This window comes from Kluyvera sp. (assembly GCF_965301105.1).
The window spans coordinates 126493-142485 of record NZ_CBDKZX010000003.1 but is presented as its reverse complement, the minus strand read 5'-3'; the positions used below and the strand labels follow the sequence as shown (position 1 = coordinate 142485).

At 53.5% G+C, this 15993-nt stretch carries 12 protein-coding genes; 6 read left to right on the top strand and 6 right to left on the bottom strand.

From position 1 onward, the window contains the following. Positions 1–86: 86 nt before the first annotated feature. The 3 genes from ldtD (at position 87) to ACW14G_RS02355 (ending at position 3318) form a co-directional block, all read left to right on the top strand. On the top strand, positions 87–1871 hold the full coding sequence (gene ldtD, locus ACW14G_RS02365) for a L,D-transpeptidase (protein ID WP_167576287.1): 1785 nt from the start codon (positions 87–89) through the stop codon (positions 1869–1871). A gap of 183 nt (positions 1872–2054) precedes the next feature. Next, positions 2055–2606: a YcbK family protein gene (locus tag ACW14G_RS02360; protein ID WP_163448529.1), complete on the top strand. Its 552-nt coding sequence runs from the start codon at positions 2055–2057 to the stop codon at positions 2604–2606. Positions 2607–2670: 64 nt separating this feature from the next. Further along, entirely contained in the window at positions 2671–3318 is a 648-nt protein-coding gene (locus ACW14G_RS02355) for an MBL fold metallo-hydrolase (protein WP_065355691.1), read from the top strand. Between the two features lie 61 nt (positions 3319–3379). Here ACW14G_RS02355 and ACW14G_RS02350 read toward each other — a convergent pair whose 3' ends face one another. The 4 genes from ACW14G_RS02350 to pncB form a co-directional block, all read right to left on the bottom strand. Next, positions 3380–4570 carry an amino acid aminotransferase gene (locus ACW14G_RS02350; protein ID WP_163448531.1) on the bottom strand — a complete coding sequence of 397 codons (1191 nt, stop codon included), beginning with the start codon at positions 4568–4570 and terminating at the stop codon, positions 3380–3382. 184 nt (positions 4571–4754) lie between these two features. After that, positions 4755–5936 carry a porin gene (locus ACW14G_RS02345; protein ID WP_275957276.1) on the bottom strand — a complete coding sequence of 394 codons (1182 nt, stop codon included), beginning with the start codon at positions 5934–5936 and terminating at the stop codon, positions 4755–4757. Between the two features lie 609 nt (positions 5937–6545). Next, positions 6546–7946, bottom strand: coding sequence for an asparagine--tRNA ligase (gene asnS / locus ACW14G_RS02340; RefSeq protein ID WP_249022081.1), 1401 nt, complete (start codon positions 7944–7946; stop codon positions 6546–6548). Between the two features lie 169 nt (positions 7947–8115). Beyond that, positions 8116–9318 (bottom strand): nicotinate phosphoribosyltransferase, encoded by a 1203-nt coding sequence (pncB, locus tag ACW14G_RS02335; RefSeq protein ID WP_167576286.1) that lies wholly within the window; start codon positions 9316–9318, stop codon positions 8116–8118. A 264-nt stretch (positions 9319–9582) separates the two neighbouring features. Here pncB and pepN point away from each other — a divergent pair, with 264 nt between their 5' ends. Next, positions 9583–12195, top strand: coding sequence for an aminopeptidase N (pepN, locus tag ACW14G_RS02330; protein WP_249022080.1), 2613 nt, complete (start codon positions 9583–9585; stop codon positions 12193–12195). Positions 12196–12313: 118 nt separating this feature from the next. Here pepN and ssuE read toward each other — a convergent pair whose 3' ends face one another. Continuing rightward, positions 12314–12889, bottom strand: coding sequence for an NADPH-dependent FMN reductase (gene ssuE, locus ACW14G_RS02325; RefSeq protein ID WP_163448539.1), 576 nt, complete (start codon positions 12887–12889; stop codon positions 12314–12316). A gap of 251 nt (positions 12890–13140) precedes the next feature. Between ssuE and pyrD the strand changes: the two genes are divergently transcribed. Together pyrD and zapC are read left to right on the top strand one after the other, a co-directional pair. Then, complete coding sequence (pyrD, locus tag ACW14G_RS02320; RefSeq protein WP_223802246.1) at positions 13141–14151, top strand: quinone-dependent dihydroorotate dehydrogenase; 1011 nt, start codon at positions 13141–13143, stop codon at positions 14149–14151. A 166-nt stretch (positions 14152–14317) separates the two neighbouring features. Beyond that, the gene (zapC, locus tag ACW14G_RS02315) at positions 14318–14860 is read left to right on the top strand and encodes a cell division protein ZapC (RefSeq protein WP_163448543.1); all 543 of its coding nucleotides are present in this window, start codon (positions 14318–14320) and stop codon (positions 14858–14860) included. On the opposite strand, the gene ACW14G_RS02310 is transcribed toward zapC, so the two are convergent. Continuing rightward, on the bottom strand, positions 14857–15966 hold the full coding sequence (locus ACW14G_RS02310) for a YcbX family protein (RefSeq protein ID WP_223802247.1): 1110 nt from the start codon (positions 15964–15966) through the stop codon (positions 14857–14859). The two genes, zapC and ACW14G_RS02310, sit on opposite strands and share 4 nt — an antisense overlap. Positions 15967–15993: the final 27 nt, after the last annotated feature.

The following is a 15993-nucleotide window of genomic DNA, read 5'->3' as shown; positions in this document are numbered from 1 at the left end:
TTTGAACGGGCAAAATAGTTTTTGTCTTTATATACTGAAGGTAAGCCCACGTTAGGGGTCTTCGTATAGATAACAGGGGGCAAGGGATGTTGCTGAAAAAAGAAAATGGTCGTCGGTTGTCAGCCATGAGTTTGTGTCTGGCGATGACATTTGCTCCGCTGTTTACTGCCTTTGCGGATGAACCAGAACTGGTTCCTTCTGATAGTACCGCAACGCCAGCAGAACAAGCGCCAGTGCTTCTGAACTCGGGCGCGCAATCGTCGGCAATGGCGAGCCTTGTCGGCACTCAGCCGCTGGCTGAAGGGGCGGCGGCGAAAAGCCGCGCCGATATTCTGGCTACGCTACCTGCCGGATATCAACCTGTCTACCTGAATCCTCTGGCGACATTGTATGCCGCCCGAGAGATGAAACCCATGTGGGAAAACCGTGATGCGGTACGCGCCTTCCAGCAGCAGCTGGCGGAAGTGGCGATCGCCGGTTTCCAGCCGCAGTTTACCCGTTGGGTCGAGCTGCTGACCGATCCCGGCATCAATGGGATGGCACGTGACGTCGTACTTTCCGACGCGCTGATGGGCTATCTGCACTTTATCAGTGGTATTCCGGTTCAGGGCAATCGTTGGTTGTATAGCGATAAACCGTACACGCTGGCGACGCCGCCGCTGTCGGTGATTAACCAATGGCAGTTAGCGCTGGAAAACGGCTCGCTGCCGCAGTTTATCGCCGCGCTGGCGCCGCAGCATCCGCAGTATAGCGCAATGCATCAGGCGCTACTGGCGCTGACGGGGGATAACCGCCCGTGGCCAAAACTGACCTCGACGGCCGCATTGCGTCCGGGGCAGTGGAGCAGCGATGTGCCGGCGCTACGTGAAATCCTGCAACGTAATGGCGTACTGGACAACAGTCCGGCCATTCCGCTGCCGGGTGATAACGTCGGCAAGACGAAAAAGGCAGCGAAAAGCGGGCCCGCCGCCTATGACCGCCAGCTGGTGGATGCGGTGAAACGATTCCAGGCGGCGCAGGGGCTTGGCGCGGACGGCGTCATTGGCGCATCGACGCGCGACTGGCTGAACGTCTCCTCCGCCCAGCGTGCGGGCGTGCTGGCTCTGAACATTCAGCGTCTGCGCCTGTTACCGGGGAAAGTCTCTACCGGGATTATGGTGAATATTCCGGCTTACTCGCTGGTCTACTATCTCAACGGCAACGAAGCGCTGGCCTCGCGGGTTATCGTGGGCCGCCCCGATCGTAAAACGCCGATGATGAGCAGCGCGCTGAATAATGTGGTGGTCAACCCACCGTGGAACGTGCCGCCGACGCTGGCGCGTAACGATATTCTCCCGAAGCTGCGTAATGATCCGGGCTACCTGGAGCGACATAATTACACCGTGTTACGCGGATGGAACAGTAAAGAGACTATCGATCCGTGGCGGGTCGATTGGTCGACAATCACGCCGTCGAATTTGCCGTTTCGTTTCCAGCAGGCGCCGGGTGAACATAACTCGCTGGGGCGTTATAAGTTTAATATGCCAAGCTCCGATGCCATTTATCTGCATGATACGCCTAACCATAATCTGTTCCAGAAAGATGCGCGGGCATTAAGCTCCGGCTGCGTGCGGGTAAATAAAGCTTCCGATCTGGCGAATATGCTGTTACAGGATGCAGGCTGGAATGACGCCCGAATTTCTGATGCCCTTAAAGAAGGGAATACGCGCTACGTCAATATCCGGCAGAATATTCCGGTTAATCTCTATTATCTGACCGCCTTTGTCGGTGCTGACGGTCAGACACAATATCGAACAGATATTTACAATTACGATGTCACTGCGCGATCGGGTGCACAGATTTTGCCAAAAGCGGAACAATTGATCAGATAAATGAAGTAGTTCAGGTAATGTAGTTGTCGAATAAAAAGCGCAGATACCAGCCCCGTAGGTCCAGGGCTGGTGTCTCTGCGCGGCAGGCCGCCTTGACGCTGGCTTTGATGCCCGGTAAGGTGCTTAACGTGCGCCAGAAGTGCATATTTTTCGATCACATTACTGACTGTAGACCTGATTATCATGGACAAATTTGACGCTAATCGCCGCAAGCTGCTGGCGTTAGGTGGTGTTGCGCTCGGCGCGGCCGCCATCTTGCCCACGCCTGCGCTTGCCACCCTCTCGACCCCACGTCCGCGTATTTTAACGCTGAATAACCTGCATACAGGTGAGTTGATAAAAGCCGAGTTTTTTGACGGCCGAGGCTATATTCAGGATGAATTAGCAAAACTAAACCATTTTTTCCGTGACTATCGCGCGAATAAAATAAAAAGCATCGATCCTTCTTTGTTCGATCAGCTTTATCGCCTTCAGGGACTATTAGGAACAAATAAACCTGTGCAATTGATTTCCGGGTATCGTTCTGTTGATACCAATACCGAACTGAGAGCGCACAGTCGTGGGGTGGCTAAAAATAGTTATCACACGAAAGGTCAGGCAATGGATTTTCATATTGAAGGCGTTTCATTAAGTAATATACGCAAAGCTGCGTTATCTATGCGCGCAGGTGGTGTAGGATATTACCCACGTAGCAACTTTGTGCATATTGATACCGGGCCGGTCCGGCACTGGTAGCTCTACGCCAACCGTTCAGGCACACTGAAGTGTCTGAACGGTGACGAGTCCAAACAGGAGCAACATGAATTATCGTATTATTCCGGTGACTGCGTTCGCGCAAAACTGTTCATTGATCTGGTGCGAGCAAACTAAACTGGCGGCGCTGGTCGACCCAGGTGGCGATGCGGAAACTATCAAGCAGCAGGTTGCCGAAGCGGGCGTGACGTTGCAGCAAATTTTGCTGACCCATGGGCATCTTGACCATGTGGGGGCGGCGGCTGAACTGGCGCAGCACTACGGGGTGCCGATTATTGGCCCGGAAAAAGAAGATGAATTCTGGTTGCAAGGGCTGCCTGCGCAAAGCCGGATGTTTGGCCTCGAGGACTGTCAGCCTTTGACGCCGGACCGCTGGCTGAACGAAGGGGATACGGTGAGTGTCGGCAACGTGAAGCTGCAGGTGCTGCACTGTCCGGGACATACGCCGGGGCATGTCGTGTTCTTTGATGACCAGGCGCGTTTGCTGATCTCGGGTGACGTGCTGTTTAAAGGCGGCGTCGGGCGCAGCGACTTCCCGCGTGGCGATCACGCGCAGTTGATCGATGCGATTAAGCGCAAACTGCTGCCTTTGGGCGACGACGTGAAGTTTATTGCTGGCCATGGCCCAATGTCGACGCTGGGTTATGAGCGTCTGCATAATCCATTCCTGCAGGATGAACTGCCGGTGTGGTAATCTCAGAATAATAAAAAGGCCGCGAATGCGGCCTTTTTTGTCCCTGAAGGGAGCGTATTGATTACAGGACCGCGACGATGGCTTCGCACAGCGGCGCCATGTTGTCCGGCGTCATGCCCGCCACGTTGATACGGCCGGAAGCGACGGCATAAATACCGAACTCTTCACGTAGGCGCAGTACCTGCTCTTTGGTCAGACCGCTGAACGAGAACATACCGTTCTGCTTCGTGATGAAGGTGAAATCACGGCTCGCGCCTTTCTCCTGCAACGTATTAACGAACAGCAGACGCATGCGCTGAATGCGCTGACGCATATCGGTCAGCTCTTGTTCCCAGATGGCGCGCAGCGCGTCGTTGCTGAGAATGGTTGCGACCACGGATGCGCCGTGCGCTGGCGGGTTAGAGTAGTTCGCGCGAATCACGGCTTTCAGCTGGCTGAAGGCGCGATCGGCGGTGTCGGCATCGGCTGTGACCAGGGTGCAAGCACCAACGCGTTCGTTGTACAGGCCGAAGTTTTTCGAGTAGGAGCTCGCCACAATCAGCTCTTTGTGCAGCGCGGCAAATGCGCGCAGGCCTTCGGCATCTTCTTCCAGACCGCGAGCAAAGCCCTGGTAGGCGAAGTCGAACAGCGGCAGCCAACCTTTTTCAATCGACAGATTTGCCAGCTGTTGCCACTGCTCCAGCGTCGGGTCGATGCCGGTTGGGTTATGGCAGCAGCCGTGGAACAGCACCACGTCACCCGCCTGGGCTTCATTCAGGCTCGCCAGCAGGCCGTCGAAGTTAAGGGCATGCTTTTCCGCATCGTAGTAGTCATATTCGCGTACTTCCAGGCCAGCAGCGCCAAAGACGCTCTTGTGGTTCGGCCAGCTTGGGTTGCTGACCCAAACGCGCTTCACGTCAGTATTTTTCGCGAGGAAATCCGCCGCCACGCGCAGTGCGCCGGTGCCGCCTGGGGTCTGAGCGGTGCGCGCGCGTTTGTCACTAATGATGCTGTTGCCTTTGCCGAACAGCAGCTCTTGCGTGCAGCGACCAAACTCAGGAATACCATCAATACCGAGATAGTTTTTGGTGGTTTCATTCTCCAGCAGATACTGTTCAGCTTTTTTTACGCTGGTCAGCACCGGCGTCTTGCCGGTTTCATCTTTATAAACACCTATCCCGAGATTGATTTTTCCCGGGCGTTCGTCGGCGCGAAACAGATCGGCCAGGCCCAGAATTGGGTCGGCAGGGGCGGCTGTAATGTTCTCAAACATGACGAGGTTCCATTAATAAGTTCGGGGGAAATCCGCTATCAGGTTAACGGTAGATTTACAAAATGCCAACCGTTAGAGACTAAAAGCGCGAAGCTTTTCAAAAGTTAAGATCTTCCTCTTTAGAACGCAAAAAAGCAGGACCGAAGTCCTGCTCTTGAGGCATATAGCAGTGAGGGTCTGCTGATTAGAACTGGTAAACGATACCAACAGCAGCCTGATCGTCGGTTCCCTGCTTGGTGGCAGCAGAGTACGCGTTGTCGTCCAGCAGGTTGAACTTGTACGCCGCGTAGACGTTCATGTTCTTGTTGAAGTAGTACCAGGTGCCCAGTTCGATGTATTTAACCAGGTCAGCATCGCCGCCTTTGAAGTCGCCACGGCCGATCAGGTCTTTACCTTTGGACTGTACGTAGCCCAGGGACGGACGCAGACCGAAGTCGAACTGATACTGAACAACAGCTTCGAAGTTCTGAGTTTTGTTTGCGAAGTTGTTGTCCGGCTCGCGGGTCATGTTCAGCGTTTCAGCATACATTACCGCAGCGTAGATGTTGTTCGCGTCGTATTTCGCAGCAGTAGACCAAGCTTCTGCTTTGCTGCCGCCAGCGCTCGCCCAAGTGTGAGTGGTGCCATTGAAGGTAGAGCTGCCCGGGTTAACCTGGTCGTTGGTACGGTCTGCAACTTCATAACCTGCTGCCAGCGCGATGCCGTTGCCGAAATCATACTGTACAGAGGTGCTGAAGCCGTCGCCGTTCGCTTTCGCGCCGTTGCCGCCGTAGCCAAGGCTTTCCAGCGCGCCAGTTTTGTCGTTGTAGGTCGCTGCAACCGGGTTGCTACGATCGTTTTTACCCTGGTACTGCAGCGCGAAGCTCAGGCCTTCAACCAGACCGAAGAAATCGCTGTTACGGTAGGTCAGCAGGCCAGAAGAACGACCGTTCATGAAGTTGTCGGTAGCAGCCCAGGAATCGCCGCCCCACTCAACCAGCATATCGGTGTAAGCTGCGACGTCGTAGATAGCGCCGTAGTTACGACCGTAGTCCAGAGAACCCGCGTCGCCAAATTTCAGACCTGCGAACGCCAGACGGGTTTTAGTGCCCTGGGAGCCTTCAGAGTTGGAGGCATCCATGTTGTATTCCCACTGGCCGTAGCCTACCAGCTGATCGTTGATCTGGGTTTCACCCTTGAAGCCGATACGGGCATAGGTGGTATCTTCGTTGCTGGTGTCGCCGTTGGTGGTCCAAATGTGTTCACCAACTGCTTTACCGTAGAAGTCCAGTTTGTTGGCATTTTTGTTGTAGATTTCTGCAGCATTTGCTGCGCCAGCTACCAGCAGGGCAGGGATTACCACTGCCAGGATATTACGCTTCATCATTATTTATTACCCTCATTAGGTTTTTTTTATAGACACTCGCCACTGCCGCCAATTACTTCCGTCAATAAAAATTTACGGAACTATTGATGATAGTTTGGTGTCTTTATGTGTCTGAGAGGCATCTTTCCATTCAAAACATTCTTTCGCCACCCTGAAAATGCTACAAACATCGAGAATAAGTAAGCAAAAGAAATTATGTGTAACTAAATGTGAATTTTGAGGAACTTTGTGAACTAACTCAAAATTCTGAGATGTACGCGGGTTATTTGACCAACGCCTTATCTATCAATATGAATTTCTTATCTTTTATTTGTATAACGCTTTTTCTTATCGCACAGAGCGGATGTGTGATAATTTCGTTATGACATTTTTTAGCCGTCCAGATAGCTGTTGTTTTGGATAAAAAATGTGCTATGGCTTAAGTGATTTCCTGACTGCAATAAAAATGTGGATGATTTTTGTTCGAGGTTATTACCGGGAAATGTGATGTAACAAACTGCGCGAGGCGGGGGCTTGAAGTTTAGGTTTGTTAAAATTAATAAAGATTTCTTTACATGCGCAGGTAAAAAAAGGCCAGCTCGAGCGGCTGGCCTTGAGGATGAAACGGTTTTAGAAGCTGGCGTTACGTGGCGTTCTTGGGAACGGAATCACGTCGCGAACGTTCTGCACACCAGTGACGTAGGCGATTAGACGTTCAAAGCCCAGACCGAAGCCTGAGTGCGGCACGGTACCGTAGCGACGCAGGTCGCGATACCACCAGTAGTCTTCTTTATCCAGACCCATTTCGGCCATACGCGCATCAAGCACGTCCAGACGCTCTTCACGCTGAGAACCACCGATAATCTCGCCAATGCCCGGCGCCAGTACGTCCATGGCGGCAACGGTTTTGCCATCGTCGTTCAGACGCATATAGAAGGCTTTGATCTCTTTCGGATAGTTTTTCACCACCACCGGCGCTTTGAAGTGCTCTTCCGCCAGATAGCGTTCGTGTTCAGAAGAGAGGTCTACGCCCCAGTACACCGGGTTTTCAAACTGTTTGCCACAGTTTTCCAGAATGGTGACCGCGTCGGTGTAATCAACCTGCGCGAAGTCGGCGGAAACGAAACGTTCCAGACGATCGATAGCGTCTTTATCTACACGCTCGGCGAAGAACTTCATGTCGTCCGCACGTTCTTCAAGAACGGCTTTAAAGACGTACTTCAGCATCGCTTCTGCCAGACGGGCGTTATCTTCCAGATCGGCAAACGCCACTTCCGGTTCAAGCATCCAGAATTCCGCCAGGTGACGGCTGGTGTTGGAGTTTTCCGCGCGGAAGGTAGGGCCAAAGGTGTAGATCTTCGACAGCGCGCAGGCATAGGTTTCACCGTTCAACTGACCGGAAACGGTCAGGAAGGCTTCTTTGCCAAAGAAATCTTTGTCGTAATCCACTTTGCCTTGATCGTTACGCGGCAGGTTTTCCATATCCAGCGTAGACACGCGGAACATTTCGCCAGCACCTTCAGTATCGGAAGCGGTAATCAGCGGGGTGGAAACCCAGAAGAAGCCCTGCTCGTCGAAGAAACGGTGCAGCGCCTGCGCCAGCGTGTGGCGAACGCGGGCAACCGCGCCAATCAGGTTGGTACGCGGACGCATATGCGCCACTTCACGCAGATACTCGATGCTGTGGCGTTTTGCCGCCATCGGGTAGGTATCCGGATCTTCAACCCAGCCGGTGACTTCCACGTGAGAGGCCTGGATTTCAAAGCTCTGGCCCTGACCCTGAGACGCCACGACTTTACCGGTGACGATCACCGAGCAGCCGGTGGTCAGACGCAGGACTTCGTCATTGTAATTGGGCAGAGAATTATTAATAACGGCCTGTACAGGATCAAAGCAGGAACCGTCATAGACGGCCAGGAAGGAAAAGCCAGCTTTTGAATCTCGGCGGGTACGTACCCAGCCGCGCACGGTGACTTCGCTGTCAACGGCTACGCGGCCCTGGAGTACGTCGGCTACAGGCACAACGCTCATAATAGTCTCTCTATTCGTAGTCCAATAAAAAAATCGTTTTTCCCCGGAACGGCGGGGGGATATCTATGTTACCTGTCATCTTCCATCAGACAAGTAGAATTCGCATAAGGAAGGGGTGTTTTAAGAAATAAATAAAGAAGAAGGGAGCCGCCTGGGCTCCCTCTGGTGATTAACTGGCCTTTTTGATCTGCGGGAGATCAAATGCTTTACGTAATGCGCGAACAAATGCTTTATCGTGGCAGATGGTTTTCCCCGGGCTGTCGGAGAGTTTCGCCACCGGTTTGCCGTTGCACTCAACCAGCTTGATCACGATATTTAGCGGTTTAACCTGTGGGATATCGCAGGTTAAACGCGTGCCAATACCAAAGCTGAGATTGATGCGCGGTGAAAAGTGGCGGTACAGCTCAACGGCTTTCGGCAGATCGAGATTGTCGGAAAACACCAGCACTTTCTCGCGCGGGTCGATACCGAGCTTTTGATAATGTTTGATCGCTTTCTCGCCCCACTCAAACGGGTCGCCGGAGTCGTGGCGCAGACCCTGATAACGGGTAGCGAATTCCGGGCCGAAGTCGCGCAGGAACGCATCCATGGTGATGCAGTCGGTCAGTGCGATGCCGAGTCGGTCCGGGTATTCTTCCAGCCAGGCGGCCAACGCCGCACGCTGGCTGGTCGCCAGATCCGGGCTGATTTGCTGATGCGCCTGGAACCACTCGTGTGCCTGGGTGCCCATGGGCGTTAGGGTCAGGCGACGCGCCAGATCGTAGTTGCTGGTGCCAACAAACCACGGCTCCTGACGGAGACGACTGACAATGGCTTCCTGAACCTCGCGAGAAAAGCGGCGACGGGTGCCGAAGTCCATCAGTTTGAAAGCGGACATATCCAGGTCAGCCGTCAACTGATTAAAGTCGGATAGCTTCTGTTCCAGCATTTCCAGCGCCTGCGGCACCCCGTTTTCCGGCGAACGGTAGCGGTGAACCAGTTCGCTGATCACCGCCAGCAGCGGCACTTCCCACATGATGACTTCACGCCACGGACCTTCAAGGCGGATATTCAGCTTACCGTTATCGTTTGTTACGGTGACCTGTTGTGGATCGTAGCGGAAATCACGCAGCCAGTTCAGGTAGTCCTGCTTAAAGAAAGGCAGACCGGACAGCCAGTGGTATTCATCATCACGCAGGGTGAGTGAACGCATGGCTTCGACTTGTTCGCGAATGGCGTCAGCATAAATGCCCAGCAGATCGTCACCACGGCAGCGGAATTCCGCCGCGACGTTAACGTCGTAGTAGTGGTGGAAAACGGCCTGCTGCATATGCAGTTTGTAGGCATCTGTATCCAGCAACGAGTGCAGAACAGGAGAAGCGAATTGTGTCATGGTGCGCAGTAGCATCCTCTCACAGGAGCGTTTAGTACAATAAACAACAGGGGAGAATGGCTGGAGTATACCTTGTTTAACGATTTATTGAACCCCGATCACACGTTATGGCACGAAGCGCCACTCCGGCGTTTTGTGCGGCATGTTGCGTAAATGTATCTATTTTCCCTATTTGACTGGAAAAGATGAAGATTCTGCATAGCGCGTTTAACACAACAGGAATAGACTGGAGGTGACATTTACAAAAGATGCTAAAGGTTTTTTATGACACAACAGCCCCAAGCCAAGTACCGCCACGATTACCGTGCGCCGGACTACCTGATTAGTGATATCGACCTGGCCTTTGACCTGGATGCCGCAAAAACCGTTGTGACCGCGGAAAGCCAGGTTTCCCGTCACGCAGCGTCTGATGTGCCGTTACGCCTGAACGGTGAGGACCTCACGCTGGTCTCCATTCATGTGAACGGTGCGCCGTGGGCCGACTATAAAGAAGAAGATAACCAGCTGGTCATCTCTGGCCTGCCCGAGCGTTTTACGCTGAAGATTGTCAATGAAATCAGCCCGGCGGCGAATACTGCGCTGGAAGGGCTGTATCAATCTGGTGAAGCGCTGTGTACTCAATGTGAGGCCGAAGGCTTCCGCCATATTACCTGGTATCTCGACCGCCCGGACGTGCTGGCGCGTTTTACCACTAAAATTACCGCCGATAAGAGCAAATATCCGTTCCTGCTGTCCAACGGCAACCGTATTGCCGAAGGTGAGCTGGATAACGGGCGTCACTGGGTACAGTGGCAGGATCCGTTCCCGAAGCCGTGCTACCTGTTTGCGCTGGTGGCGGGCGATTTCGACGTGCTGCGCGATACCTTCAAAACCCGTTCCGGGCGCGAAGTGGCGCTGGAGCTGTTCGTTGACCGTGGCAATCTCGACCGCGCGCCGTGGGCAATGACCTCGCTGAAAAATTCCATGAAGTGGGATGAAGAGCGCTTTGGCCTCGAATATGACCTCGACATCTATATGATCGTTGCCGTCGACTTCTTTAATATGGGGGCGATGGAGAATAAAGGGCTGAACGTCTTTAACTCCAAATATGTGCTGGCGCGTACCGATACCGCGACGGATAAAGATTATCTCGATATTGAACGCGTCATTGGTCATGAATATTTCCATAACTGGACCGGCAACCGCGTGACCTGCCGCGACTGGTTCCAGTTAAGCCTGAAAGAAGGCCTGACCGTGTTCCGCGATCAGGAATTCAGCTCCGACCTGGGTTCTCGCGCGGTTAACCGCATCAGCAATGTGCGCACCATGCGCGGCTTGCAGTTTGCTGAAGACGCGAGTCCGATGGCGCACCCAATCCGTCCGGACAAAGTTATTGAAATGAATAACTTTTATACCCTGACGGTGTATGAGAAAGGGGCGGAAGTCATTCGTATGCTGCACACGCTGCTGGGCGAAGAGAACTTCCAGAAAGGGATGCAGCTGTACTTTGAGCGCCACGATGGCAGCGCCGCCACCTGTGACGACTTCGTCCAGGCGATGGAAGATGCTTCCAACATCGACCTCTCTCATTTCCGCCGCTGGTATAGCCAGGCCGGGACGCCGATTGTCAGCGTGCACGACGACTACAATCCGGAAACCGAGCAGTACACCTTAACCATCCGCCAGCGTACGCCAGCCACGGCCGAGCAGGAGGAGAAATACCCGCTGCACATTCCGTTCGATATCGAACTGTACGATAACGAAGGTAAAGTGATCCCACTGCAGAAAGATGGCCATCCGGTACACCACGTGCTAAACGTGACCCAGGCCGAGCAGACGTTTGTGTTCGATAACGTTTACTTCCAGCCGGTGCCGTCGCTGCTGCGTGAATTCTCCGCGCCGGTGAAGCTGGAATATAAATGGAGCGATCAGCAACTCACCTTCCTGATGCGCCATGCGCGTAATGATTTCTCTCGTTGGGACGCCGCGCAAAGCCTGCTGGCAACCTACATTAAGCTGAACGTGGCTCGTCATCAGCAGGGTCAACCGCTGTCGCTGCCGATTCACGTGGCCGACGCGTTCCGCGCTATTCTGCTGGATGAGAAGATTGATCCGGCGCTGGCCGCGGAAATTCTGACTCTGCCATCCGCCAGCGAAATTGCTGAACTGTTTGAGATCATTGATCCGATCGCCATTGCCGCAGTGCGCGAAGCGCTGACCCGCACGCTGGCGACCGAGCTGGCGGACGAGTGTCTGGCGGTGTACAACGCCAATAAACTCGACAGCTATCGCGTTGAGCATGCGGACATCGGCAAGCGCGCGCTGCGCAATACCTGCCTGCGCTATCTGGCGTTTGGCGATCGCGAGCTGGGTAACAAGCTGGTGAGCGAACAATACCATAACGCCGACAACATGACCGATGCGCTGGCCGCACTGTCTGCAGCAGTCGGGGCGGAGCTACCGTGCCGTGATGCGCTGATGCAGGAGTACGACGACAAGTGGCATCATGATGGTCTGGTGATGGATAAATGGCTGATTCTGCAAGCGACCAGCCCGGCAGATGACGTGCTGGCGACAGTGCGTAAGCTGTTGAACCATCGCTCATTCAGCATGAATAACCCGAACCGCATTCGCTCTCTCATTGGTGCCTTTGCCGGCAGCAACCCGGCGGCGTTCCATGCGGAAGACGGCAGCGGTTACCAGTTCCTGGTTGAAATGTTGACCGAACTGAACAGCAAAAACCCGCAAGTGGCCTCGCGTCTGATTGAGCCGCTGATCCGCCTGAAACGCTATGATGCAAAACGTCAGGCGCTGATGCGTTCTGCGCTGGAGCAGTTGAAGGGGCTGGAGAATCTCTCCGGAGATCTGTACGAGAAGATTGCTAAAGCATTAGCCTGATCGTCACCCGGACGAGGCGTTTATGCCGACTCCGGGGCATATGTGGTTTCCCCGCCGTTGCGGGCTAACTTGATGTAAACAAAAACGCCGCGGGATTTTCCCTGCGGCGTTTTTTTTATCAAACATGCGCGGTCTGTCGTGCTGCGCTTAACGTGGGAACCTGGATGTCTCGCCGGTGTAATGCCTGCCAGAAGGTCTCCAGCGCGCTGTCCAGACGCGTGTGCAGATTTGGGCTGAACTGCGGCTTATGTTGATAATCAGTGACCTGGCTGTCATCGGCAAACACACCCTGCAAAATCTCCTGTGCTTTCAGCGCATTGAGAACCGGCTTAAGGGCATAATCGACCGCCAACATATGGGCGACGGTGCCGCCGGTCGCCAGGGGTAAAACCACTTTTCCTTCCAGCGCACGCTCCGGCAGTAAATCGAGCAGCGCTTTTAACGCACCGGCGAAAGAGGCCTTATACACCGGCGTGGCGATGATTAAACCATCGGCATGAACCAGTTGTTCGGTCAGCGTTTGCAGTGCTGGACTGTCGAAACGTGCGTGGAAAAGATCCTCCGGCGCAAAATTCTGCAAATGCCAATGGAACACTTCCACATCCGCCGCGGAAAGTTTCTCACGAGCATACTCCAGCAGAGCGCTGGAACGAGAGGGGAAACGCGGGCTGCCGGCTAAAGTAATGACGCGCATGTTCACTCCTTATAACTAAAAATACACATTAATTTAAAATTGATAACATTTGCCTCAGTGTCTCAAAGGTCGTCAGGTGCGCGAAATACTTTTTCCGACGTAGGATTACCGGAAAATGCATATGGCGGGGAAGATATATAAAGGAGAGAAGGAAAACGATTGCGCTTTTTTTGCCGCAGGTCAATTCCCTTTCTGTGCGAGATCGCACATAATACGCCCCCGGTTTGCACACCGGGAATCCAGGAGAGTTCATGTACTATCCCTTCGTTCGTAAAGCACTTTTTCAGCTCGATCCAGAGCGCGCTCATGAATTAACGTTTCAACAATTACGCCGAGTCACCGGTACGCCGCTGGAAGCGCTTGTGCGTCAGAAAGTGCCGGAAAAGCCGGTTACCTGCATGGGGCTGACGTTCAAAAACCCTCTGGGTTTGGCGGCAGGTCTGGATAAAGATGGTGAATGTATTGATGCCTTAGGCGCTATGGGATTTGGTTCGATCGAGATCGGCACCGTGACGCCGCGTCCGCAGCCGGGTAACGATAAGCCGCGTCTGTTCCGCCTCGTTGACGCCGAAGGGCTGATTAACCGTATGGGCTTCAATAACCACGGCGTAGATAACCTGGTAGAAAACGTTAAAAAAGCGCATTTCGACGGTATTCTGGGTATTAATATCGGTAAGAATAAAGATACCCCTGTTGAGCACGGCAAAGATGACTATCTGATTTGTATGGAAAAAATCTATGCCTACGCGGGTTATATTGCGATTAACATTTCATCGCCAAATACCCCAGGCCTGCGCACGCTGCAATATGGTGAAGCGCTCGACGATCTGCTTTCCGGTATTAAAAATAAACAATCTGAGTTGCAGGAAAAACATCATAAATATGTTCCTGTGGCGGTGAAGATCGCGCCGGATCTTTCTCATGAAGAGTTGATCCAGGTGGCCGACAGTTTAGTTCGCCATAATATTGATGGGGTAATTGCCACCAATACCACATTGGATCGTTCTCTGGTTCAGGGGATGAAACATTGTGATGAAACCGGTGGTTTAAGCGGTCGTCCATTACAATTAAAAAGCACCGAAATTATTCGTATGCTGTCCGCCGAATTAAAAGGTCAGTTGCCTATTATTGGTGTTGGCGGTATCGACTCGGTGATAGCGGCCCGCGAGAAGATGGCGGCTGGCGCGTCACTGGTGCAGATTTATTCCGGCTTTATTTTTAAAGGCCCACCGCTGATTAAAGAAATCGTCACCCACATCTAGTCTTTTTCCCAGTAATGTGATCCAGGGCTTTATTTCCAGCCCTGGTTGCTTTATATTTCCTTATTGTTGCTTATTTAGACATATTGGTCTTTTATTATTTAGGGCGACAATTAACGCAATGGAAGAACAAACGCTGCACGGGATGCAAAAATGATGGGGGAGAAAAATGCGAATTAAACCTGATGATAACTGGCGCTGGTATTATGATGAAGAGCACGATCGCATGATGCTCGATTTAGCCAACGGCATGTTGTTTCGCTCGCGTTTTGCTCGCCGCATGTTAACTCCCGATGCTTTTGAACCCACCGGATTTTGCGTCGATGACGCCGCACTCTATTTCTCTTTTGAAGAAAAATGTCGCGATCTGCTGTTGTCTAAAGAACATCGCGCCGAGTTGATTCTTAACGCCCTGGTAGCGATTCGTTTCCTGAAACCCCAAATGCCGAAAAGCTGGCACTTCCGCGCCCATGATAATGGCTGGACGCCGGTGACCGGCGATGCGGCCAGCGTCTGGCTGAGCGATGACGACAGTCAGGTTAATCTGCTGGTCGTTGAACCGGGTGAAAACGCTGCGCTCTGTTTGCTGGCGCAGCCTGGGCTGGTACTGGCCGGGCGCACGATGCAACTCGGCGACCCGATCAAAATTATGAACGACAGGCTGCAACCGCAGCCGGGGCTGGACGGCTACAGCCTGGAGCAGGCGGTTTAACGGCTCAGTTTTAGCGCCGTTTTGGGAACACAGCTACAGCTCAAAATGGTGCCGTCGGTGCCTACCGCGCTTTTCTTCAATGGATTCACTTCCCCTTCGACCAGCGTCACGCGGCAGCTGCCGCACAGGCCCGCGCGGCAGGAGTAGGGCACGCGAATACCCTGCTGTTCAAGCTGCTCCAGTAAAATTTGCTGATTATTCCCGCTGAAGGTTTTTCCCTCCCACTCGATATCCACCAACGCATTTTGCTGAGCCTGCGGCGCGACGGCATCGTCGGTTTGCCCGGCGGTATAGACTTTTGCGGGCCCGGTGGTGAGGATTTCCACTTCATCCCCCACGCGCACCACGCCGCTGTTGCGGGCAATTAAATTCTGCCCGAAGTCGACGTCGCCGGTGGCTGGATCGGTACGGAACGACTGTAAGGTATTTAGCGGCTCTCCGGCGGGGTGCTTCTGCCCTTTTTCCGGACTGATGGTGGTAAAAATACAGCGGCTGCACGGTTTCACCACGTCAAAAACGACGTCGCCAATGCGGATGGTTTTCCAGCAATCTTCAGCCCAGGCTTCAACGCCGGTCACCACCAGGTTCGGGCGGAACTGTTCCATTTGCACGCTGGCTTTGCAGCGTTGTTGCAGGTCGCGTAGCGAAGCTTCGTTAACCAACAGGAACGGAAAACCATCGGCGAAGGAGAGCGGCACCGCATCGTGGCGTTTAACGCGACGCGTGAGGTCAGCGCCGAGCCAGCGCAGTTGAACGTCGCGTTTAAAGAACGGCGACAGCCACTGATTAATGGCATCCGGCGCAATACGCGAGGTAAAATGGTTGCCCCATACTTCGGTCGGCGAAGGCTGGCCGGTAAAATCAGCGAAGCGCACCAGCGCGCTGCTGCCGTCGGGCGCGGTAAGATGTAACCCATCGTGCAGCACCGCCGGGGTAAAGCGCACCATTGCCGGGAATTGTCGGGCGGTAATAAAGGTGCCATCGGGTTCGGTGATCATAAAAATGCGGTCAAATGCCAGCCCGCTAATATCGGCAAAGGCATGCGTGAGCCCGATTCCCCGCATGGATTTCACCGGATGTATAAAAAGCCGCGATAATGTAGCCACAACGCTGTCCCTGAGTCGAAAATAAGC

Coding starts and splice junctions, on each gene's coding strand:
- ldtD (WP_167576287.1), top strand. CDS start 87: ATGTTGCTGAAAAAAGAAAATGGTCGTCGGTTGTCAGCCATGAGTTTG.
- ACW14G_RS02360 (WP_163448529.1), top strand. CDS start 2,055: ATGGACAAATTTGACGCTAATCGCCGCAAGCTGCTGGCGTTAGGTGGT.
- ACW14G_RS02355 (WP_065355691.1), top strand. CDS start 2,671: ATGAATTATCGTATTATTCCGGTGACTGCGTTCGCGCAAAACTGTTCA.
- ACW14G_RS02350 (WP_163448531.1), bottom strand. CDS start 4,570: ATGTTTGAGAACATTACAGCCGCCCCTGCCGACCCAATTCTGGGCCTG.
- ACW14G_RS02345 (WP_275957276.1), bottom strand. CDS start 5,936: ATGATGAAGCGTAATATCCTGGCAGTGGTAATCCCTGCCCTGCTGGTA.
- asnS (WP_249022081.1), bottom strand. CDS start 7,946: ATGAGCGTTGTGCCTGTAGCCGACGTACTCCAGGGCCGCGTAGCCGTT.
- pncB (WP_167576286.1), bottom strand. CDS start 9,318: ATGACACAATTCGCTTCTCCTGTTCTGCACTCGTTGCTGGATACAGAT.
- pepN (WP_249022080.1), top strand. CDS start 9,583: ATGACACAACAGCCCCAAGCCAAGTACCGCCACGATTACCGTGCGCCG.
- ssuE (WP_163448539.1), bottom strand. CDS start 12,889: ATGCGCGTCATTACTTTAGCCGGCAGCCCGCGTTTCCCCTCTCGTTCC.
- pyrD (WP_223802246.1), top strand. CDS start 13,141: ATGTACTATCCCTTCGTTCGTAAAGCACTTTTTCAGCTCGATCCAGAG.
- zapC (WP_163448543.1), top strand. CDS start 14,318: ATGCGAATTAAACCTGATGATAACTGGCGCTGGTATTATGATGAAGAG.